Source organism: Eikenella sp. (genome assembly GCF_057315495.1).
The window spans coordinates 1-20,576 of the sequence record NZ_DBHKXY010000058.1; the positions used below are offsets into that span (position 1 = coordinate 1).

The following is a 20,576-nucleotide window of genomic DNA, read 5'->3' on the forward strand; positions in this document are numbered from 1 at the left end:
GGGCCGCCTTTAGGGCCTTCGTAGCGGATGATGACGATATCGCCGGCAACGATTTGGTTGCCCAAAATGCCTTCGACAGCGTCTTCTTGGCTTTCAAATACGCGTGCGCGGCCAGTAAATTTGAGGATGCTCTCGTCCACGCCTGCGGTTTTCACTACGCAACCGCGCTCGGCGATATTGCCGAACAATACTGCCAAGCCGCCGTCTTGCGAGTAGGCATGCTCAACATCGCGGATACAGCCTTTTTCGCGGTCGAGGTCGAGGGTTTTCCACATACGGTTTTGCGAGAACGCCTGAGTAGTGCGCACGCCGCCGGGCGCTGCTTTGAAACGCTCGATGGCATGGGTGTTTTCAGGGTTGGTCACGTCCCATTTTTCAATCGCGTCTTTCAGCGTCGGCGCGTGGATGGTGTACACGTCGGTGTGCAGTTTGCCTGCTTTATCCAATTCTTTCAGGATGGCGAAGATGCCGCCGGCGCGATGCACGTCTTCCATATAGTAGTCGTGATTGTTTGGCGCGGTTTTGCAGATGCAAGGCACAACGCGGCTCAGGCGGTCGATGTCTGCCATTTTGAAATCAACACCGGCTTCGTTGGCAACGGCGAGCAAGTGCAAAATGGTATTGGTAGAGCCGCCCATGGCGATGTCCATGGTCATGGCGTTTTCAAATGCTTTTTTGGTGGCGATGCTGCGCGGCAAAACGGTTTCGTCGTCTTGTTCGTAATAGCGTTTGGTGATTTCGACAATCATGCGGCCTGCTTCGAGGAACAATTCTTTGCGGCCTGCGTGAGTCGCCAGATATGAACCGTTGCCCGGCAGGGAAAGGCCGAGAGCTTCGGTCAGGCAGTTCATGGAGTTGGCGGTAAACATGCCGGAGCAGGAGCCGCAAGTCGGGCAGGCGTTTTGTTCGACCTCTTCGACCTGTTGGTTGCTGATATTGTCGTCTGCCGATTCAATCATGGCATCAATCAAGTCCAAGCGGCGTTCGGGTTGAATGTTGGCCACACCGATGACTTTGCCCGCTTCCATCGGACCGCCGGAAACGAAGATGGTCGGGATATTCAGACGCATGGCAGCAATCAGCATTCCAGGGGTAATTTTGTCGCAGTTGGAAATACACACCAGCGCGTCGGCGCAGTGGGCATTGACCATGTATTCGATGGAGTCGGCAATTAAATCGCGGCTGGGCAGGGAATACAACATGCCGCTGTGTCCCATGGCGATGCCGTCGTCGATGGCGATGGTGTTGAATTCTTTGGCGATGGCGCCGGCTTTTTCAATTTCGCGGGCAACCAGCTGACCCATATTGTGCAGGTGGACATGGCCGGGCACGAATTGGGTGAACGAGTTGGCAACGGCGATGATGGGTTTGCCGAAGTCGGTTTCCATCACGCCGGTGGCGCGCCACAATGCGCGTGCGCCCGCCATATTGCGGCCGTGGGTGGAGGTTTTGGAGCGGTATTCTGGCATGGTTCGGGTCCTGTTTAATGTGATGATTTATAGAATATTTGAGGCTACCTGAAAGCATGAACTGCAACAGAAGTTCAAACGGCTAAAGGCGGCATTTTTCAGGTAGCCTCTCGGTTGGGGCGTATTTTAGCTGAATAGCATGTGTTTGTTGCAAGTGCTGCCGGGAATAGGGGTGAGACATTTATTTTTTATAATGCCTAATATTTTGCAATTTTATTGCATAAACTTTATTTCTAGTATGATTCCAAACTGTTTTCAGGTAGCCTGAAACACAAATCGGGCGAATCTGTGCCCTTTTAAAATAGGTATTGCTGATGCCGAGAGATTGCCTTGCCGGGCAGGAAATGGTAGTTTGACAGCCTCTTTACAAAATTTGTGGCACAAACTGCCAAGCCGGAATTTGAGGGATACAAGTGAACGAAACCAAAGAAGCCTTATTGGAAATGCAGCCGCGCGAGGCGGCGGTGATGGCCGCGCTGGTGGTGGCCGTGATGGGCATCACCATGATCCATTTCGGCTGGGTGCCGCATTTGTCGGTGATTTTGGTGCTGTGCGGGCTGCTCTGTTTCGGCAAAGCCAAAGGGCTGGATTTCGGCCGTATGCAGCTGAGCATGGCACGCGGCGTGCTCTCCGGCATCGGCGCGATTTATCTCTTCTTTTTCATTGGTTTGCTGGTGTCGGCGCTGATGGTGTCCGGCGCGATTCCCACGCTGATGTATTACGGTTTCGAGCTGATTTCGCCGCAGTTTTTCTACCTTTCCGCCTTCGTGCTCACTTCGATGGTGGGCGTGGCCATCGGCAGCAGCCTCACCACCTGCGCCACCCTGGGCGTGGCCTTTATCGGCATGGGCAGTGCGCTGGGTGCCAATCCGGCCGTGGTGGCCGGGGCAGTGGTATCCGGTGCGTTTTTCGGCGACAAAATGTCGCCCATTTCCGACACCACCAGCATTGCCGCCTCCATTGTGGGCATCGATTTGTTCGACCACATCCGCAATATGATGTACACCACCATCCCCGCCTGGCTGCTCACTGCGCTGCTGCTCTGGCTGCTCTCCGGCCATACTGCTGCCGCCGATTTAAGCAGCGTAGCCGCTTTCCAAACCCAACTGCAGGCCAGCGGCTTAGTGCACGGCTACACCCTGTTGCCCTTTGCCGTGCTGATCGTTTTGGCCATGCGCCGCGTGAACGCGATTTACACCATCATCATCACCATCGCCGTTTCCCTCGTGCTCACCTACCTGCACAGCAGCCCCAACATTGAACAGCTCGGCGGCTACTTCTTCAACGGCTATGCGCCGCCCGAAGGCACCGATTTGGGCAATGTGGCCAAGCTGATTTCGCGCGGCGGCATCGGCAGCATGTTTTTCACCCAAACCATCGTTATCCTCGCCCTCAGCCTCGGCGGCCTGCTCAACGCCCTGGGCATCTTGCCCGCGCTGCTCTCCGGCATCGGCCATATGTTGGTTAATGCCGGCCGCGCCACCTTCACTGTGGCCGCCACTTCGCTGGGCGTCAACGTGCTCATCGGCGAGCAATACCTCAGCCTGCTCCTGGCCGGCAACACCTTCAAGCCCATCTACGAACGGCTCGGCCTGCACCCGCGCAACATCGCCCGCACCGTGGAGGACGCCGGCACGGTAACCAATCCGCTGGTGCCCTGGAGCGTATGCGGCGTGTTTATCCACCACGCCCTGGGCGTTCCCGTGATCGAATATCTGCCCTACGCCTTCTTCTGCTACCTCAGCTTGCTGCTCACCCTCGTATTCGGCTTCACCGGCTTCACTTTGAGCAAGAACGAGGCAGTATAAGCGGCACGATACCGCAAGTTGAAATAAGGCTACCTGAAAAATGCAAAGCAGAAACTTGCCTTGCATTTTTCAGGTAGCCTTTTTGTGTTGGTTTGGCTAAACGGCGGGAAGAGATTGGGGCTACCTGAAAGTTAAGCGCCATGCCGCGCAGAGCAGTGAGAAGCCGAGCACGGCGCAGTCGATGAGACGGATGATTTGGGTGGCGGCGTGAGCCAATGGGATAGGTGCGGCGGTTTGCCAGAGTGCCCAGCCGCAGAGCGTCAGCAGGGTGCAGCTTGCCCAGAAGAGTCTTTTCTGCCGTGCGGTTTTGGCCGATCGGTGCGGCCGGCGGCGGGCGGCATGGAGTACAAACAGCAGGCAGCCGACCAAGCCGAACACGCCGCCGCCATATTGCAGCCATTTATAGGCCGGCAGGGTGAACACAGTCTGTTGCAGCGGGGCAAAATGTTGCACAAACCAGCCGGTCGGGTGGGTGAAGGCATCTAACAACAGATGGGTAATCATGCCGAATAGGGCGCTGAAAACAAAGGTAAACAGCACGGCTGCTATTTGGCGGCGTTTTTGCGGGGCGGTGGCGATGGTGCTTTCAGGTAGCTTGTAGGCTGCGTTGAGGCAGTCGGGCAGAAAGTCGCGCAAGGTGTGGTGCCGCAAGGCGAGATAGAGCGCATAGAGGGCGAAACACAGCGGCAGGTTCGGCCACAGCAGATTGACCAAGCCATGCCCGCCCGGCACGGTGCGGCCGTGCAGGAAATACACAAAATCCGGCGCGAGGCTGCCGATAACCATGGCCGGGAAGTGGACGCGGCGGCAGCGGGCAAAGGGCAGCACGGCAACGGGGTGGGCAAGGGTGAAGGGCATGGCGGGAGAGGATGGGCGGGCTTGGCAAGAGGCTACCTGAAGCGGGTTTTATAGTGGATTAACAAAAATCAGGACAAGGCGGCGAGCCGCAGACAGTACACACGTTACGGCAAGGCGAGCCAACGCTGTACTGGTTTTTGTTAATCTACTATATTGAAGCTGCGCTTTCAGGTAGCCTGTTTTGAATCGGATAGCGGAATGTGGATATAAGGGACAAGAACGGTAGGCAAAGGCTACCTGAAAATTGCCGTCAGCGTTTTTCAAACACCAAATCCCACACGCCGTGGCCGAGCCGTTTGCCGCGGGCTTCAAATTTGGTTTCGGGGCGGTAGGCCGGGGTGGTGGCATAGGCTTCGGCGGTGTTTTGCAGCTCGGGGAAACTGCTCAGCACTTCGAGCATCTGCACGGCGTATTCTTCCCAGTCGGTGGCGAGGTGGATATAGCCGCCGCTTTTGAGTTTGGGCAGCAGCTTGGCCACGAAGGGGGCTTGAATCAGGCGGCGTTTGTGATGGCGTTTTTTGTGCCAGGGATCGGGGAAGAAAATGTGGATGCCGCTCAGGCAGGTATCGGGCAGCATGGTTTCCACCACTTCCACGGCATCGTGGCGCATCACGCGGATATTGGCAATCTCCTGCTCGGCCATGAGCTTGCACAAATTGCCCACGCCGGGGCCGTGCACGTCGATGGCGAGAAAATCTTTTTCAGGTAGCCTTTTGGCGATTTCGGCGGTGGCGGTGCCCATGCCGAAGCCGATTTCGAGGATTTTGGGGGCTTCCCGGCCGAAGGCGGCGTTTAAATCAACGGGCGCGTGTTGGAAATCCAGGCCGAAGCGCGGCCAGTTTTCATCGATGGCGCGCTGCTGGGCGGGGGTCATGTGGCCTTGGCGCAAAACGAAAGATTTGATGCTGCGCGGATGCTCTTGCTGGGGGTTGGAGGCGTTCATAATTCGGTGAGTGCGGAAAAAATAACGGTATATTGCCAGCATCGGGCGGGGCGCTCAAGTTTCGGCGGCTTTTCGGCAAACACAGCGGCGGTGCTTTGTGCGATAATCCGCCAGATTTATTCACACTTCAAAAACAGGGATTGATTATGGCAGAAGCAAAAAACAAGGCAGATAAAGCGTCTACTCCTGAAGACGAGAAGAAAAAGGCTCTGGCCGCCGCGCTGGCGCAGATTGAAAAGAATTTCGGCAAAGGCGCCATCATGAAGATGGACGGCAGCCATCAGGATGAAAACTTGGAAGTGATTTCCACCGGCTCTTTGGGCGTGGATTTGGCGCTGGGCGTGGGCGGTTTGCCGCGCGGGCGCATTGTGGAAATCTTCGGGCCGGAGTCTTCCGGTAAAACCACGCTATGTTTGGAAACCATCGCGCAATGCCAGAAAAACGGCGGTGTGTGTGCCTTTATCGATGCGGAAAACGCGTTCGACCCGATTTACGCGCGCAAGCTGGGCGTGAAGGTGGAAGAGTTGATGGTGTCGCAGCCGGACACAGGTGAGCAGGCGCTGGAAATCTGCGATATGCTGGTGCGCTCCGGCGGTGTGGACATGGTGGTGATCGACTCCGTGGCCGCGCTGGTGCCGAAAGCAGAAATCGAAGGCGAAATGGGCGACAGCCACGTGGGCCTGCAAGCCCGCCTGATGAGCCAAGCCTTGCGCAAGCTCACCGGCCACATTAAGAAAACCAACACTTTGGTGGTGTTCATCAATCAAATCCGCATGAAGATCGGTGTGATGTTCGGCAGCCCAGAAACCACCACCGGCGGCAATGCGCTCAAGTTCTACGCCTCCGTGCGCCTCGATATCCGCCGCATCGGCCAAATTAAAAAGGGCGATGACATCCTGGGCAACGAAACCCGCGTGAAAGTGATTAAAAACAAGGTAGCACCGCCGTTCCGCCAAGCCGAGTTCGACATCCTCTACGGCGAAGGCGTGAGCCGTGAAGGCGAGTTGATCGACTGGGGCGACAAAGTCGGCATCATCAAAAAATCCGGCGCGTGGTATAGCTATAATGGCGATAAAATCGGCCAAGGCAAAGACAACGTGCGTGTGTGGCTGAAGGAAAATCCGGAAGTGGCCGCCGAAATTGAAGCGCAAATCCGCAAGGAAGTCGGCATCAATATCGAGATTACCGAAGGCCAACGCGACGACACCGACGGCGAACAGCCGGAAGAGTAGGCCGGCTGTAAAGGCTACCTGAAAACTTCGCTTCGCTCCGTTTTCAGGTAGCCCTAATCCCAACCGTTTTAAACCCACACCATGATTACTCTGCAACAATTCCGCGAACAAGCCGCCGCCGGCTACAACCGTATCCCGCTGGTGCAAGAGCTGCTGGCCGATTTGGATACCCCGCTTTCCATATACCTTAAGCTCGCCAACCGCCCCTTCAGCTACCTGCTCGAATCCGTGGTGGGCGGCGAACGTTTCGGCCGCTATTCCTTTATCGGCCTGCCGAGCCGCACCTATTTGAAAGCCAGCGGCCAACGGGTGGAGGTGTACCACGACGGCCAAATCGTTGAGCAATACGAAGGCAATCCGCTGCCCTTCATCGAGCAGTTCCACGCCCGCTATAAAGTACCCGAAATCCCTGGTTTGCCTCGCTTCATCGGCGGTTTGGTGGGCTACTTCGGCTATGAAACCATCTACCATTTCGAGCAGCTCGCCCACCGCTTGCGGCAGCCGAACAAAGCCGACAGTATCGGCACGCCCGATATTTTGCTCATGCTTTCCGAAGAGCTGGCTGTGGTGGATAATCTCAGCGGCAAAATCCACCTCATTGTGTATGCCGACCCCGACGCCGACGAAGCAGGCTACCTGAAAGCCCGCGAGCGGCTCGAAGCCTTGCGCGAACAGCTGCGCCAAAGCGTTGCCCTGCCGCTCTCGCTCGGCAGCGCCCAAACCGCACCGCAGCACGAAACCGGCGAAGCGCGCTATAAAGAATACGTGCGCCGCATCCGCCAATATATTTTAGACGGCGACTGCATGCAGGTAGTGCCCAGCCAACGCATGAGCCTGCCCTTTGCCGACAAGCCGCTCAGCCTCTACCGCGCCCTGCGCACGCTCAATCCCTCGCCCTATCTGTTTTACTACGATTTCGGCAATTTCCACATCGTCGGCTCTTCGCCCGAAATCCTCGTGCGGCGCGAGCGCAACCAAATTACCGTGCGCCCCATCGCCGGCACCCGCCTGCGCGGCAAAACGCCGGAAGAAGATGCCGCTCAAGCCGAGAGCCTGCTGGCCGATGCCAAAGAAATCGCCGAACACGTTATGCTCATCGACTTGGGCCGTAACGACGTGGGTCGAATCAGCCAAACCGGCAGCGTGAAGGTAACCGATAAAATGGTGATTGAACGCTATTCGCATGTGATGCACATCGTGTCCAATGTGGAAGGCGAGCTCAAACCCGGTATCGGTAATATGGACATCCTCGCCGCCACCTTCCCCGCCGGCACACTCTCCGGCGCACCCAAAGTGCGTGCGCTGGAAATCATCGAAGAGCTCGAGCCGGCCAAACGCTGCATCTACGGCGGCGCGGTAGGCAACTGGAGCTTCAACAACGACATGGACTTGGCCATCGCCATCCGCACCGCCGTGATTAAAAACGGCACGCTCTACGTGCAAAGCGGCGGCGGTATTGTGGCCGATTCCGACGAAGAAGCCGAATGGCAGGAAACCCAGAACAAAGCCCGCGCCGTATTGCGCGCTGCCGAGATGGTGCAGCAAGGGCTGGATGGATAGTCAGGAAAGGCTACCTGAAAAAGAAAAAGATAGGGCTACCTGAAAACGTAGCGAAGCGAAGTTTTCAGGTAGCCTTTTCCCAGCCAATGGAACAGCCCAAACAAAAAACCTTCGTTTTGCAACGAAGGTTTTCAATTTGGCGGAAGCGGTGAGATTCGAACTCACGGTGGGTCTAACCCCACGACGGTTTTCAAGACCGCTGCATTAAACCACTCTGCCACGCTTCCAGTTCAAGAGCGCGAACTATACAGGATTTTTGCGAATTTGACCAGTATTATTTTTGGCAGTAGGACAGCCTCCGATAGAAAACAGGCTGCAACGGAGTGCAGCCTGCCGGCAATTCTTGGTGGGTCTGGCTGGTCTCGAACCAGCGACCAAAGGATTATGAGTCCTCTGCTCTAACCCCTGAGCTACAGACCCGGCTAGAAAGGGCGGCATTGTACCGACAAGCCGCCGGCCTAGCAAGGATTACTGCTTGTTTTCCTCGCTGTCTAGGAAGCTGCGCAAGCGGTCGCTACGGGTGGGATGGCGCAGTTTGCGCAGGGCTTTGGCTTCGATTTGGCGGATACGTTCGCGGGTTACGTCGAACTGTTTGCCCACTTCTTCCAGCGTGTGGTCGGTGTTCATATCGATGCCGAAACGCATGCGCAAAACTTTGGCTTCACGCGGAGTGAGGCTTTCCAAAACGTCTTTGGTGGCTTCGCGCAGGCTGGAATACATGGCAGCATCGGCCGGGGCGATGTTGTTCACGTCTTCGATGAAGTCGCCCAAATGGCTGTCATCATCGTCGCCGATGGGGGTTTCCATGGAGATCGGCTCTTTGGCAATCTTCATGATTTTGCGGATTTTGTCTTCCGGCATTTCCATCAGTTCGGCCAGTTTAGCGGCATCCGGATCTTCGCCGGTTTCCTGCAGATACTGGCGTGAGATACGGTTCATTTTGTTGATGGTTTCAATCATGTGCACCGGGATACGGATGGTGCGTGCCTGGTCGGCAATCGAGCGAGTGATGGCTTGGCGTATCCACCAGGTGGCGTAGGTGGAGAATTTGTAGCCGCGTCGATATTCGAATTTATCCACCGCTTTCATTAGGCCGATGTTGCCTTCCTGAATCAAATCGAGGAATTGCAAGCCACGGTTGGTGTATTTTTTGGCGATGGAAATCACCAGGCGCAAGTTAGCCTGAATCATTTCCTGCTTGGCGGCGGCGGTTTCTTTTTCGTTAGCCACCATGTTTTTGCTGATTTCTTTCAGCTCGGCAATGGAAATCTGTGCGTGTTGCTCTTGCTCGATAAGGATATTCTGCTTTTCGATAATGGCGTATTGGAAGCGGCTCAGGGCTTCGCTCCACACGCGATTCTTGCCGATTTCGGCTTCCACCCAGTTTAAATCGGTGATGTTGGGCAGGAAGGTACTGATGAAGTAGTCCCGATCCATGTGCACGCGGTTGAGGCAGATGTCGCGGATTTCGCGTTCCAGGCGGCGGATGCTGTCAACGCGGGTGCGCAGATTGTTGCTCAAGGCTTCAATCTGGCGGGTGGTGAAGCGTACGTTGAGCAGCTGGTCGGCGATGTGGTTGCGCAGGTTCAGGTAGGTTTTGTGCTGGCTGTGGTGTTTTTGCAGCGCGGCAACCATTTTCTTATAGGTAGCTTGGATGTCTTCGAAGTGGGTCAGAACTTTTTGTTTGAGCTCTTCGAGGTTGGTAGCAGAGATGGCGCCGGCATCTTCTTCGTCAGCGTCTTCTTCGTCGGCATCTTCGTCTTCGCTTTCCTCTAAATCAGCGTTTGGCGCGGATTCTTCGGCTTTGTCCATGCCAATGCCCAATTCGTCGAGCAGCTCTTCGTGGGGGTCGATGATGTCTTCTACCACTTCGTCCACGCGAATTTCGTCGTTGCGAACCTTTTCAATCAGTTCGAGGATTTCGGCAACCGAACCGGGGCAGGCGGAGATGGCCTGAATCATGTTGCGCAGGGCGGTTTCGATTTTTTTAGCGATAACGATTTCGTCTTCGCGCGTGAGCAAATCCACCTGCCCCATTTCGCGCATATACATGCGTACCGGGTCGGTGGTACGGCCGAATTCTGAGTCGGCGCTGGAGAGGGCGGCTTCGGCTTCGGCAACAGCATCGTCGTCGGTCATGTTGGCCGTGTTGTCGGCCATCAGCAGGGTTTCGCTGTCGGGCGTTTCTTCGGTTACCTGAATGCCCAGGCCGGAAATCATATTGACGATGTTGTCGATCTGCTCGGCATCCGACATATCGTCGGGCAGGGCATCGTTGATTTCGGCGTAGGTGATGTAGCCACGTTCTTTACCTTGCAGAATCAGCTGTCTGAGCCGTGCCCTTTGCTCCTCCGGGGTGAGCGTGCGGTTGCTTTCGTCTTGTTCTTCGGTGGCGGGGTTGTTCTGTTCGGACATGTTTCTCTCGTTGTTCACAGGTCGGTCGGTGTAATCGGCATTGCCCTAAATGGTGCCGTTGCCGTTGGCGGGAGGACGCCTCAAGAGCTCCAGCAGCAGTTTGGTTTCGTCATCGCTCAAGCCGTGTTCGATGCGTTTGCGTTTCAATGCTTCAACTTGCTGGGTTTTCAAGGCATTCATCAATTTTTGCATACCCGATTGGAAATTCAGTGCGTCGGATTCGCCATCCCCCTCAAAGTGGGCGCTGTCCGTACCGGACTGCATGATGCGGCTGATATTGCCGTAATAGGGGGTGTTGCGCATGGCTTCCATTAATCCGGCACTGGATAGCGGCAAAGGGCTGCGGCGTACATGGGCAGCCATGACGCTCAGGCAGGCAAGGTCGGCATCCAGTTCCAGATGGTCGGGTAGGTCGATATATGTAGCCCATTGCGGATTTATCAATAGGCGGCGGATTTGTTGTTGTGCCAAACTCAGCATTTGCGGCTGGCGGAAGGTTTGGCGCGGCAGGGTGTAGCGTTGCTGGGCAACGTGGCGTTTGGGGGCTTCCTGCCCCATCAGATGCGCCAAATTGGCCGGGTCGATGCCCACTAAGTTACTCAGTTCCTGCTTGAGCAGGAAGGCGAGGGCGGGGGCGGTAATCTGGGTGAGCAGCGGGGTGGCGTTTTTCACCAGCTCGGCCTTGCCTTCTTGGCTGCGTAAATCGAGTTTGGCGGTGAGCGCGTCCCAAAAATAGGCGGAAAGCGGCTTGCTTTGGTGCAGCAGCATATCTTCAAAGCGTTCGCGGCCGTGCTCGCGCACATAGCTGTCGGGGTCGTGGCCTTCGGGCAGAAAGAGGAAGTGCAGCGACTTGCCGTCTTTCAGTTGGGGTAGGGCGTTTTCCAAGGCGCGCCAGGCGGCTTTGCGGCCGGCCGCGTCGCCGTCGAAGCAGAAATAGATGCTGTCGGTTTGGCGCATCAGGATTTTAACGTGCTCGGCGGTGGTGGCGGTGCCCAGTGCGGCCACGCAGTAGCCGATGCCGAACTGCGCCAGCGCAACCACGTCCATATAGCCTTCCACCACCAGGATGCGGCCGGCTTCTTTCACGGCAGCACGGGCTTCGTAGAGGCCGTAGAGGTTTTTGCCTTTATCGAACAGCGGAGTGTCGGGCGAATTGAGGTATTTGGGCTTTGAGTCGTCCAACACGCGGCCGCCGAAGCCGATAACCTGCCCGCTGCTGTTGCGGATGGGGAACATGATGCGGTGGCGGAAGCGGTCGTAGTGGCTGCCGTCTTTTTCAATCACCATGCCGCTGTTGACCAGCGCTTCGGATGGATAGGGAGCGAAACTTTGCGCCAGCGGCCGCCAGCTGTCGGGCGCGTAGCCCAGGCCGTAGTGGGCGGCGACTTCATCGGAGAGACCGCGTTTTTTCAGGTAGCCTTTTGCCGCCTCGTTGGTGGCCAGCTCGCGGGTGTAGAAGGCGGCGGCTTGGGCAGTGGTTTCTTCCAAGGTTTGCTGGCGCTGTTTTCGCCGTGCGCGCGCTTCGGGGCTTTTCTGCCGGCCTTTTTGCTGCGGCACCACCATACCGGCACGGTCGGCCAGATACTGCACGGCTTCGGTGAAGCCCAGCCCTTGGTATTCCATGACGAAACCGATGGCCGTGCCGTGTGCGCCGCAGCCGAAGCAGTGATAGAACTGTTTGCTCGGGCTGACGGAGAACGACGGGGTTTTTTCTTTGTGGAACGGGCAGCAGGCCATGTAGTTGGCGCCGCCTTTCTTCAGCGGCACGCTTTCGTCGATGATGTCGACAATATCGGTTTTGGCCAGCAGCTCGTCGATGAATTCGTTGGGAATCATGGCGGGCCGGGGTTTCGGTAGGAAAGGCTACCTGAAAATGGGTTGGGAGAGTTTTCAGGTAGCCTCAATGCTGTGTAAGCAGCTGCGGGTTTATTTGGCAGGCGGAACGTAGCCTTGCACTACATCAGCTTCGCCGTCGCCGAAGAAGTAGTTTTCCATCTGTTGCGACAGATACTGGCGGGCGCGTGGGTCGGCCAGGCTGAGGCGGTTTTCGTTGATGAGCATGGTTTGGTGGCGCGTCCAGGCATCCCATGCTTCTTGTGATACGTTTTCAAAAATGCGCTTGCCCAAATCATTGGGCAGGGGCGGGAATTTGAGGCCGGGCGCTTCTTTGCCCAGCTTGATGCAATTTACCATGCGGGTCATGTTCTTTCCTTTTCAGGTGGTGTGGATGGGGTTTAACGATTTTTTAGGCCCAATACGTCTTGCATATCGTATAGGCCGCTGCGTTGCTGTTGCAGCCACACGGCGGCACGCACGGCGCCGGCAGCGAAGGTCATGCGGCTGGAGGCTTTGTGGGTGATTTCCACGCGCTCGCCTTCGCCGGCAAACAGGGCGGTGTGTTCGCCCACGATATCGCCGCCGCGCACGGTGGCAAAGCCGATGGTTTGCGGGCTGCGCGCGCCGGTGTGGCCTTCGCGGCCATACACGGCGCAGTCGGCCAGGTTGCGGCCGAGGGCGTGGGCAATCACTTCACCCATGCGCAGGGCGGTACCGCTGGGGGCGTCCACTTTGTGGCGGTGGTGCGCTTCGATGATTTCGATGTCGTAGCCTTCGTTCAGCACGCGGGTTACGGTGTCGAGAATGTGGAAGGTGAGGTTTACGCCGATGCTGAAGTTGGCGGCAAACACAATGCCGGTGTGTTCTGCAGCGGCAGCGATGGCGGCTTTGCCCGCTTCGTCGAAACCGGTGGTGCCGATAACCATTTTGATGCCGCGTTCGGCGCAGCGGGGCAAAAGGCTACCTGAAACGTTGGGACGGGTGAAATCGATGAGCACATCGCAGTTGGCGAGCACGGCATCGATGTCGCTGCTGATGGCTACGCCGGTCTTCAAACCGGAAGCATGGCCGGCATCCAAGCCCAAGGCTTCAGAGCCTGCGTGTTCCAGCGCGCCGGTAAACACGGTGTGCGGGTTGGCGGCTACGGCTTCAACCAGCACTTTGCCCATGCGGCCGTTTACCCCGGCCAGGGCAACTCTAATGGTGGCAGACATAATATTCCTCAGGCGGGATTATTGTGCGGCTTGGCCGGCAGGTGCGGCTTGCTGTTGTTGCTGCTTGCGCAATTCGTCCAGCACATCGCCTTCTGCCCTAACCAGGGAGTCGTTCGCATCGAAATACAGGGTGAGGTTTTTGCGTTCGCGCACTTTGCCGCCGCGGCTCACTTCAAAAACGTAGTCCCAGCGGTTGCCGTGCAGCGGGTCGCGCAGCAGCGGCGTGCCCAGGATGTGCTGCACCTGCTCTTTGCTCAGGCCTTGGTGCAGCGAGGCTACGGCCTGCAAGTCGAGCTCATTGCCCTGCACGATGGTGAGCTTGTAGGAGGGGAAACGGGCGAGACGTTCGGTGCTGCACGCGGCCAAACCGATGCAGGCGGCCAAGGCCAAATAAACGGATTTATTCACAAACATGCCTTTCAAGATAGATCGTGCACCGCCCCGGCTGAGTAATTTAGAGGTGGGCAAGTGCCTTAAAAATGCGTATTATAACGGTTGCTGATAAATTTGAGCGACAGAACATCATACATCATGGAAAACAATATTGCACAACTCAAAGGCAGCGGCCTGAAAGTAACCGGCCCGCGCCTGAAGATTTTGGATTTGTTTGAAACCCACGCCGAAGAGCACCTGAGCGCGGAAGACGTGTACCGCATCCTCCTGGAAGAGGGCGTTGAAATCGGCGTGGCCACCATTTACCGTGTTTTAACCCAGTTCGAACAGGCCGATATTCTATTGCGCCACCATTTCGAGAGCGGTAAGGCGGTGTACGAGCTGAACAAGGGCGACCACCACGACCACATCGTGTGCGTGAAATGCGGCAAAGTGACCGAATTTCACAACCCCACCATCGAAAGCCTGCAAGGCAAAATTGCCGAAGATAACGGCTACCGCATCGTGGATCACGCGCTGTATCTGTATGGCGTGTGCGGCGATTGTCAGCAGAAACACCATTTATAAGCAGGCGGCATTTTCAGGTAGCCTCACGGCTCTGAAAGGTAGCCTTTATGGCTCTAAATATTCCTTTGTTGTCGGAAGGCTGTTTGCAGTTTCCCGACCCGCGCTTGGCCATTGCCGAACACGACGGCTTGGTGGCAGTGAGCCGGGATTTGACCGCGCAGCGACTTTTGGCAGCCTATCAACAGGGCATCTTCCCGTGGTTTGAGGAAGATGGCCTGTTTTTTTGGTTTGCCACCGCCCCGCGTACGGTGTTGCAGCCCCAGCGGCTGCACATCGGCCGCTCGCTGGCCAAGACCATGCGCAACCGGCATTATGCGGTAACGGTCAATCAAAACTTCCATGCCGTGATTTCCGCCTGCGCCGCCACGCCCAGGCCGCATCAGGGCGGCAGCTGGATCGCACCGGCGTTTCAGGTAGTCTACAACGAGCTGCACCGCATCGGCCGTGCGCATTCGTTTGAATGCTGGTATCCCGATGAGGGCGGGCATCTGCTGTTGGCCGGCGGACTTTATGGCGTGCAGATCGGGCGGGTGTTTTTCGGCGAATCGATGTTTGCCTGGCAGAACGATGCCTCGAAAATCGCTTTTGCCCATGCTGTACCATTTTTGCAGCGCTGCGGCATCGCCTTGATCGACTGCCAGCAAGACACGCCGCATCTGGCGCGTTTTGGTTCGGAGCTGATGACGTTTGACGATTTCCAGACCGAATTAAACCGCCTGACCGCGCAAACACTTGCCGAGCCCGTCGGCCAGCGCCTGCTCCAACAGCAAGGCGCATGGTTCGGCAAGGAGGGGTGAACACTGAAATCTGTTCGCAAGACGCGCGTTACATGGCACAATATCGGCTGTTTGAGATTACAGGCTACCTGAAAATTTCAGGTAGCCTCCCGCTTACTCTATGGCGGATAAACCTGTTTTTCTGTTCGGCGAGCGATTATGCCGCCGCATAAAGTGAAGTGAATCCGCCGTATCACCCATCACCACAAGGAGAAATCATGTTTCTACAAAACATCATCGAAACCGCGTTTGAACAGCGCGCCGAAATTACTCCGTGCAGCGTTTCCGCCGAAGTGAAAGAAGCTGTGCTCGATACGCTTTATCAGCTCGATTCCGGCAGCCTGCGCGTGGCCGAGAGGCAGGGCGTGGGGCAGTGGAAAGTGAACGAGTGGGTGAAAAAAGCCGTGTTGCTTTCCTTCCGCATTGCCGATAACGAAGTGTCCAGCGACGGGGTGAGCAAATATTTCGACAAAGTGCCCACCAAGTTCGCCGATTGGATTCCGCAGCAGTTTCAGGTAGCCGGTTTCCGCGCTGTGCCCGGCGCCGTGGCGCGCCGCGGCAGCTTCATCGGCAAAAACGTGGTGCTGATGCCTTCTTATGTGAATATCGGCGCCTATGTGGACGAAGGCACGATGGTAGACACTTGGGCCACCGTGGGCTCTTGCGCACAAATCGGCAAAAACGTGCACCTGAGCGGCGGCGTGGGCATCGGCGGCGTGCTCGAGCCGTTACAGGCCGCGCCCACCATTATTGAAGACAACTGCTTCATCGGCGCGCGCAGCGAAATCGTGGAAGGCGTGATTGTGGAAGAGGGCAGCGTGATTTCCATGGGCGTGTATATCGGGCAATCCACCAAAATCTACGACCGCGAAACCGGCGAAATCCACTACGGCCGTGTGCCTGCCGGCTCGGTGGTGGTGTCGGGCAGCCTGCCGGCTAAAGACGGCACGCACAGCCTCTACTGCGCCGTGATCGTGAAGAAAGTGGACGCGCAAACCCGCGCTAAAACCAGCGTGAACGAATTGCTGCGCGGCGTGTAGCTTGCCGGATTTTCAGCTAGCCTGTGGGCAAGCAGGCTACCTGAAAGCTATTTAACTGAGGAGAAAACCATGCGAGCCCTTCTTCTGGTCGATATTCAAAACGACTTCATGCCTGGCGGCCGCCTGCCTGTGGCTGAGGGCGATGCCATTGTCGAGCCGGTAAACCGGATTATCGGCAGCTACCCGCTGGTGGTAGCCTCGCAAGACTGGCATCCCGCCGGGCACGAGAGCTTTGCCTCCGCCCATGCCGGTAAAAAGCCGTTCGACGTCATCAATCTGCACGGTTTGGAGCAAGTGCTGTGGCCGGACCACTGCATTGCCGGCAGCAGCGGCGCGGCGTTTCATCCCGAGCTCAACACCACGCCCATCGCCGCCGTATTCCGCAAGGGCATGGACAAGCACACCGACAGCTACAGCGCGTTTTACGACAACGGCCGCCGCAGCAGCACCCAGCTTGCCGCCTACCTGCGCGCCCACGGCGTAACCGATATTGACGTGGCGGGGTTGGCTGCTGATTTCTGCGTGTATTTCAGCATTGCCGACGCGCTGGCCGAAGGCTTCCGCGTGCGCCTGCTCGAGCACGCCACCCGTGCCATCGACGCCGCAGGCTTCGCCGCCAAAAAAGCCGAGTTGCTGGCGCATCCGAATTTTTCGCTGGCCGATTAGTTTTGGTTCGCGTTTTTCAGGTAGCCTCTGCGTTATCAAAGGCTACCTGAAAAATTTTAGCCAACGCCGCATCTGACAGCCGCCCGCGCTTTCAGGTAAAATCCGCCCGACTATAATTATTTTCAGGTAGCCCAAACCATGCTTAATAAAGACCAATTCGCCGATAACCATTTCATCCGCACCATTATTGAAGAAGACCTCAAAAGCGGCAAACACAGCGCCATCCAAACCCGCTTCCCGCCCGAGCCCAACGGCTACCTGCACATCGGCCATGCCAAATCCATCTGTCTGAACTTCGGTTTGGCCTATATTTACGACGGCTTGTGCAACCTGCGTTTCGACGACACCAACCCCGAAAAAGAAAACGACGAATACGTTAATGCCATCAAAGAAGATGTTGAGTGGCTCGGTTTTCATTGGGCGGGCGAGCCGCGTTTCGCTTCCAATTATTTCGACCAGCTTTATGACTACGCCGTCGGCCTGATCAAAGACGGTAAAGCGTATGTGGATGATTTAACGCCGGAACAAATTCGCGAATACCGCGGCACGCTGACCCAAGCGGGCAAAAACAGCCCTTACCGCGAGCGTAGCATCGAAGAAAACCTCGATTTGTTCACACGCATGAAAAACGGCGAATTCCCCGACGGCAGCAAAACCTTGCGCCTGAAAATCGACATGGCTTCAGGCAACATCAATATGCGCGACCCCGTCATCTACCGTATCCGCCGCGCCCATCACCACAACACCGGCGACAAATGGTGCATCTATCCGATGTACGACTACACGCATTGCATTTCCGATGCCATCGAAGGCATCACGCATTCCTTGTGTACGCTCGAATTTGAAGCCCACCGCCCGCTTTACGACTGGGTGTTGGACAACATCCCCGCACCGCACGCCACACGTCCGCGCCAATACGAGTTTTCCCGTTTGGAGCTTTTGTATTCCATCACGTCCAAACGCAAGCTGAACCAACTGGTTTCAGACGGCCACGTTGCCGGCTGGGATGATCCGCGTATGCCGACCATTTCCGGTATGCGCCGCCGCGGTTACACGCCCGAAGGCCTGCGTCTGTTTGCTAAACGTGCCGGTATTTCCAAATCGGAAAACATCGTTGATATGAGTGTGTTGGAAGGCGCGATTCGCGAAGAGTTGGAAAATTCCGCCCCGCGCATGATGGCCGTGTTGAATCCGATCAAGGTAACGCTCACCAACTACGATGCAGCCCAAGCCGAAAGCCGCATCGCGCCGTATCACCCGAACCGCGAAGACATGGGCAGCCGTGAACTGTCGATTTCGTCGACGCTCTATATCGAAGCCGACGATTTCAGTGAAAACCCGCCCAAAGGCTGGAAACGCCTGACGCCCGGCGGCGAAGTGCGCCTGCGCCACAGCTATGTGATGAAGTGCGACGAAGTGGTGAAAGACGCCAGCGGCAACATCGTTGAGCTCAAATGCAGCTTGGATTACGACACCTTGGGCAAAAACCCAGAAGGCCGCAAAGTGAAAGGCGTTATCCATTGGCTCTCGGCCGAACATGCCGTACCCGCCACTGTGCGCCTGTACGACCGCCTGTTCACTGAACCGCGCCCCGACGCCGTACGCGGCGCAGACGGCGAATACCTGCCTTTCACTAACTTTCTCAACCCCGAATCCGTGCGCGAAATCCAAGCCTGGGTCGAAGCCTCCGCCAACGATTTGCCGCCCGAGAGCCGCTGGCAGTTTGAGCGACTGGGCTATTTCGTTACCGACCGCAAAGACCATGTGAAGGGCAAGCCCGTGTTTAACAAAACGGTGGGTTTGCGCGACACTTGGCAGGCGAAAGCACAATAAGCCCTGTGTCGGATGTGAAGGCTACCTGAAAAAGCCGGAGCTAGGTTTAGCTTCGCAGAAACTCTGCTTCGGCTGCGCCGAAACGTCGTTTTCAGGTAGCCTGCTTTCATTCCGGGCAGTATCTATACTTGACTAAATCACTTGGGTATTGGAAAATCCGCATCCCCTTGATGCAACAAGACCATAGCCCTATGCGATTAACCACCAAAGGCCGTTTTGCCGTAACCGCCATGCTTGATTTGGCGCTGTACGGGCGCGAAAACCCCGTCAGCCTCAACGCTATCAGCGGCCGGCAGAATATTTCCCTATCCTACCTTGAGCAGCTTTTCGGCAAACTGCGCCGCGCCGGGCTGGTAGAAAGCGTGCGCGGGCCCGGTGGTGGCTATTTACTCAGCCGCCAGCCCGACGGCATCAATGTTGCCGAAATTATCTATGCCGCCGAAGACAAGCTGGATGCCACCCGCTGCGGCGGCCAAACCAACTGCCATCACGGCACGCCCTGCCTCACGCATGATTTGTGGGAAAGTCTCAACCAAACCATCCAAGGCTACCTGAGCAGCGTCTCCCTGCAAGACGTGCTTGATAAAAGGAATGGCCACCACCATCATGATACTGCCATCAGCCTTACCCATATCCGCTATAGCTAAGGCACATATTTATTTCTGCGGCACAGGCTCGCCGCTTTGAAAATGTGCTACAGCTATGAATTAATGACACAACCACATACCAAACAGAGAAAACCATGACCAAACAAACCCCCATCTACCTCGACTATGCCGCCACTACTCCCGTAGACAAACGCGTAGCCGAAAAAATGATTCCTTATTTGAGCGACATCTTCGGCAACCCCGCGTCCAACAGCCACGCATTCGGCTGGACGGCGGAAGAAGCAGTGGAAAAAGCCCGTGCCGACATCGCCGCCCTGATTAATGCCGACTCCAAAGAAATCGTCTTCACCAGCGGCGCGACCGAGTCCGACAACCTCGCCATCAAAGGCGCGGCGCACTTCTACCAATCCAAAGGCAAACACCTCATCACCGTCAAAACCGAACACAAAGCCGTGCTCGACACCATGCGTGAACTCGAACGCCAAGGCTTTGAAGTAACCTACCTCGGCGTACAAGAAAACGGCCTGATTGATTTGGAAGAACTCAAAGCCGCCATCCGCCCCGACACCATCCTGATTTCCGTGATGTGGGTAAACAACGAAATCGGCGTAGTGCAAGACATTCCTGCCATCGGCGAAATCTGCCGCGAACGCAAAATCATCTTCCACGTTGATGGCGCCCAAGCCTGCGGTAAAGTGCCTGTTGATGTCGAAGCCGCTAAAATCGACTTGCTGTCCATGTCCGGCCACAAAGCGTATGGCCCCAAAGGCATCGGCGCACTGTACGTCCGCCGCAAACCGCGCGTCCGCCTCGAAGCCCAAATGCACGGCGGTGGTCACGAACGCGGCTTCCGCAGCGGCACCCTGCCGACCCACCAAATCGTCGGCATGGGCGAAGCCTTCCGCATCGCCAAAGAAGAACTCGAGCAAGACATGGCGCACTACCGCAAACTGCGCGACATCTTCCTCAAAGGCATCGAAGGCATCGAAGAAGTCTATATCAACGGCGACCTCGAACACCGCGCCCCGAACAACCTGAACGTCAGCTTCAACTTCGTCGAAGGCGAAAGCCTGATTATGGCAGTCAAAGAACTCGCCGTATCCAGCGGCTCCGCCTGTACCTCCGCCTCGCTCGAACCCAGCTACGTCCTGCGCGCGCTCGGCCGCAACGATGAATTGGCACACTCATCCCTGCGCATCACCTTCGGCCGCATGACCACCGAAGAAGAAGTGCAGTTTGCAGCAGAACTGATTAAATCCAAAATCGGCAAACTGCGCGAACTGTCGCCGCTGTGGGAAATGTTTAAGGAAGGGATTGATTTGAGCATAGTGGAGTGGGCGGAACATTGATATTTTAAA

The 20,576-nt window shown here is 56.6% G+C and carries 19 protein-coding genes and 2 tRNA genes; 11 read left to right on the plus strand and 10 right to left on the minus strand.

Annotated elements, in window-relative coordinates; translation table 11 throughout:
- Window positions 1–1,469: dihydroxy-acid dehydratase (gene ilvD / locus ACO6EE_RS09390; RefSeq protein WP_485960765.1), on the minus strand; the 1,469-nt coding region annotated here is incomplete at its 3' end.
- A gap of 443 nt (window positions 1,470–1,912) precedes the next feature.
- On the opposite strand from ilvD, the gene ACO6EE_RS09395 reads away from it, so the two are divergent.
- Complete coding sequence (locus tag ACO6EE_RS09395; protein ID WP_485960789.1) at window positions 1,913–3,277, plus strand: Na+/H+ antiporter NhaC family protein; 1,365 nt, start codon at window positions 1,913–1,915, stop codon at window positions 3,275–3,277.
- Between the two features lie 120 nt (window positions 3,278–3,397).
- On the opposite strand, the gene ACO6EE_RS09400 is transcribed toward ACO6EE_RS09395, so the two are convergent.
- Together ACO6EE_RS09400 and trmB are read right to left on the minus strand one after the other, a co-directional pair.
- Window positions 3,398–4,135 (minus strand): DUF4184 family protein, encoded by a 738-nt coding sequence (locus ACO6EE_RS09400; RefSeq protein WP_485960766.1) that lies wholly within the window; start codon window positions 4,133–4,135, stop codon window positions 3,398–3,400.
- Between the two features lie 250 nt (window positions 4,136–4,385).
- Window positions 4,386–5,078, minus strand: a complete 693-nt coding sequence (gene trmB / locus ACO6EE_RS09405; RefSeq protein ID WP_485960767.1) for a tRNA (guanosine(46)-N7)-methyltransferase TrmB — start codon at window positions 5,076–5,078, stop codon at window positions 4,386–4,388.
- 146 nt (window positions 5,079–5,224) lie between these two features.
- On the opposite strand from trmB, the gene recA reads away from it, so the two are divergent.
- Together recA and trpE are read left to right on the plus strand one after the other, a co-directional pair.
- Window positions 5,225–6,310 (plus strand): recombinase RecA, encoded by a 1,086-nt coding sequence (gene recA, locus ACO6EE_RS09410; RefSeq protein WP_485960768.1) that lies wholly within the window; start codon window positions 5,225–5,227, stop codon window positions 6,308–6,310.
- 81 nt (window positions 6,311–6,391) lie between these two features.
- Entirely contained in the window at window positions 6,392–7,870 is a 1,479-nt protein-coding gene (trpE, locus tag ACO6EE_RS09415; protein ID WP_485960769.1) for an anthranilate synthase component I, read from the plus strand.
- Window positions 7,871–8,007: 137 nt separating this feature from the next.
- Here the strand turns inward: trpE and ACO6EE_RS09420 are convergent.
- The 7 genes from ACO6EE_RS09420 to ACO6EE_RS09450 all read right to left on the minus strand — a co-directional run bounded on the left by ACO6EE_RS09420 (window position 8,008) and on the right by ACO6EE_RS09450 (window position 13,743).
- Window positions 8,008–8,097: transfer RNA gene (locus ACO6EE_RS09420), tRNA-Ser, on the minus strand.
- Between the two features lie 117 nt (window positions 8,098–8,214).
- A tRNA-Ile gene (locus ACO6EE_RS09425) sits at window positions 8,215–8,290 on the minus strand.
- A gap of 48 nt (window positions 8,291–8,338) precedes the next feature.
- Window positions 8,339–10,285, minus strand: a complete 1,947-nt coding sequence (gene rpoD / locus ACO6EE_RS09430) for an RNA polymerase sigma factor RpoD (protein ID WP_485960770.1) — start codon at window positions 10,283–10,285, stop codon at window positions 8,339–8,341.
- A 45-nt stretch (window positions 10,286–10,330) separates the two neighbouring features.
- Window positions 10,331–12,121: a DNA primase gene (gene dnaG, locus ACO6EE_RS09435; RefSeq protein ID WP_485960771.1), complete on the minus strand. Its 1,791-nt coding sequence runs from the start codon at window positions 12,119–12,121 to the stop codon at window positions 10,331–10,333.
- Between the two features lie 90 nt (window positions 12,122–12,211).
- Window positions 12,212–12,487 carry an oxidative damage protection protein gene (locus ACO6EE_RS09440; RefSeq protein WP_049257916.1) on the minus strand — a complete coding sequence of 92 codons (276 nt, stop codon included), beginning with the start codon at window positions 12,485–12,487 and terminating at the stop codon, window positions 12,212–12,214.
- A 32-nt stretch (window positions 12,488–12,519) separates the two neighbouring features.
- On the minus strand, window positions 12,520–13,335 hold the full coding sequence (dapB, locus tag ACO6EE_RS09445; protein WP_485960772.1) for a 4-hydroxy-tetrahydrodipicolinate reductase: 816 nt from the start codon (window positions 13,333–13,335) through the stop codon (window positions 12,520–12,522).
- Window positions 13,336–13,353: 18 nt separating this feature from the next.
- Window positions 13,354–13,743, minus strand: coding sequence for an outer membrane protein assembly factor BamE (locus ACO6EE_RS09450; protein WP_070631029.1), 390 nt, complete (start codon window positions 13,741–13,743; stop codon window positions 13,354–13,356).
- A gap of 123 nt (window positions 13,744–13,866) precedes the next feature.
- Between ACO6EE_RS09450 and fur the strand changes: the two genes are divergently transcribed.
- The 8 genes from fur to ACO6EE_RS09490 all read left to right on the plus strand — a co-directional run bounded on the left by fur (window position 13,867) and on the right by ACO6EE_RS09490 (window position 20,567).
- Entirely contained in the window at window positions 13,867–14,295 is a 429-nt protein-coding gene (gene fur, locus ACO6EE_RS09455) for a ferric iron uptake transcriptional regulator (protein ID WP_064089926.1), read from the plus strand.
- Window positions 14,296–14,342: 47 nt separating this feature from the next.
- Complete coding sequence (gene aat / locus ACO6EE_RS09460) at window positions 14,343–15,092, plus strand: leucyl/phenylalanyl-tRNA--protein transferase (protein WP_485960773.1); 750 nt, start codon at window positions 14,343–14,345, stop codon at window positions 15,090–15,092.
- Window positions 15,089–15,244 (plus strand): hypothetical protein, encoded by a 156-nt coding sequence (locus tag ACO6EE_RS09465; protein WP_485960774.1) that lies wholly within the window; start codon window positions 15,089–15,091, stop codon window positions 15,242–15,244. Before aat ends, ACO6EE_RS09465 begins: the two co-directional genes overlap by 4 nt.
- Window positions 15,245–15,289: 45 nt before the next feature.
- Window positions 15,290–16,111: a 2,3,4,5-tetrahydropyridine-2,6-dicarboxylate N-succinyltransferase gene (gene dapD, locus ACO6EE_RS09470; RefSeq protein ID WP_485960775.1), complete on the plus strand. Its 822-nt coding sequence runs from the start codon at window positions 15,290–15,292 to the stop codon at window positions 16,109–16,111.
- 69 nt (window positions 16,112–16,180) lie between these two features.
- The gene (gene pncA / locus ACO6EE_RS09475) at window positions 16,181–16,777 is read left to right on the plus strand and encodes a bifunctional nicotinamidase/pyrazinamidase (protein WP_485960776.1); all 597 of its coding nucleotides are present in this window, start codon (window positions 16,181–16,183) and stop codon (window positions 16,775–16,777) included.
- Between the two features lie 138 nt (window positions 16,778–16,915).
- Window positions 16,916–18,610, plus strand: a complete 1,695-nt coding sequence (locus ACO6EE_RS09480; protein ID WP_485960777.1) for a glutamine--tRNA ligase/YqeY domain fusion protein — start codon at window positions 16,916–16,918, stop codon at window positions 18,608–18,610.
- Between the two features lie 191 nt (window positions 18,611–18,801).
- Window positions 18,802–19,257: a Fe-S cluster assembly transcription factor gene (locus tag ACO6EE_RS09485; protein WP_485960778.1), complete on the plus strand. Its 456-nt coding sequence runs from the start codon at window positions 18,802–18,804 to the stop codon at window positions 19,255–19,257.
- Between the two features lie 95 nt (window positions 19,258–19,352).
- Complete coding sequence (locus tag ACO6EE_RS09490; protein WP_485960779.1) at window positions 19,353–20,567, plus strand: IscS subfamily cysteine desulfurase; 1,215 nt, start codon at window positions 19,353–19,355, stop codon at window positions 20,565–20,567.
- Window positions 20,568–20,576: the final 9 nt, after the last annotated feature.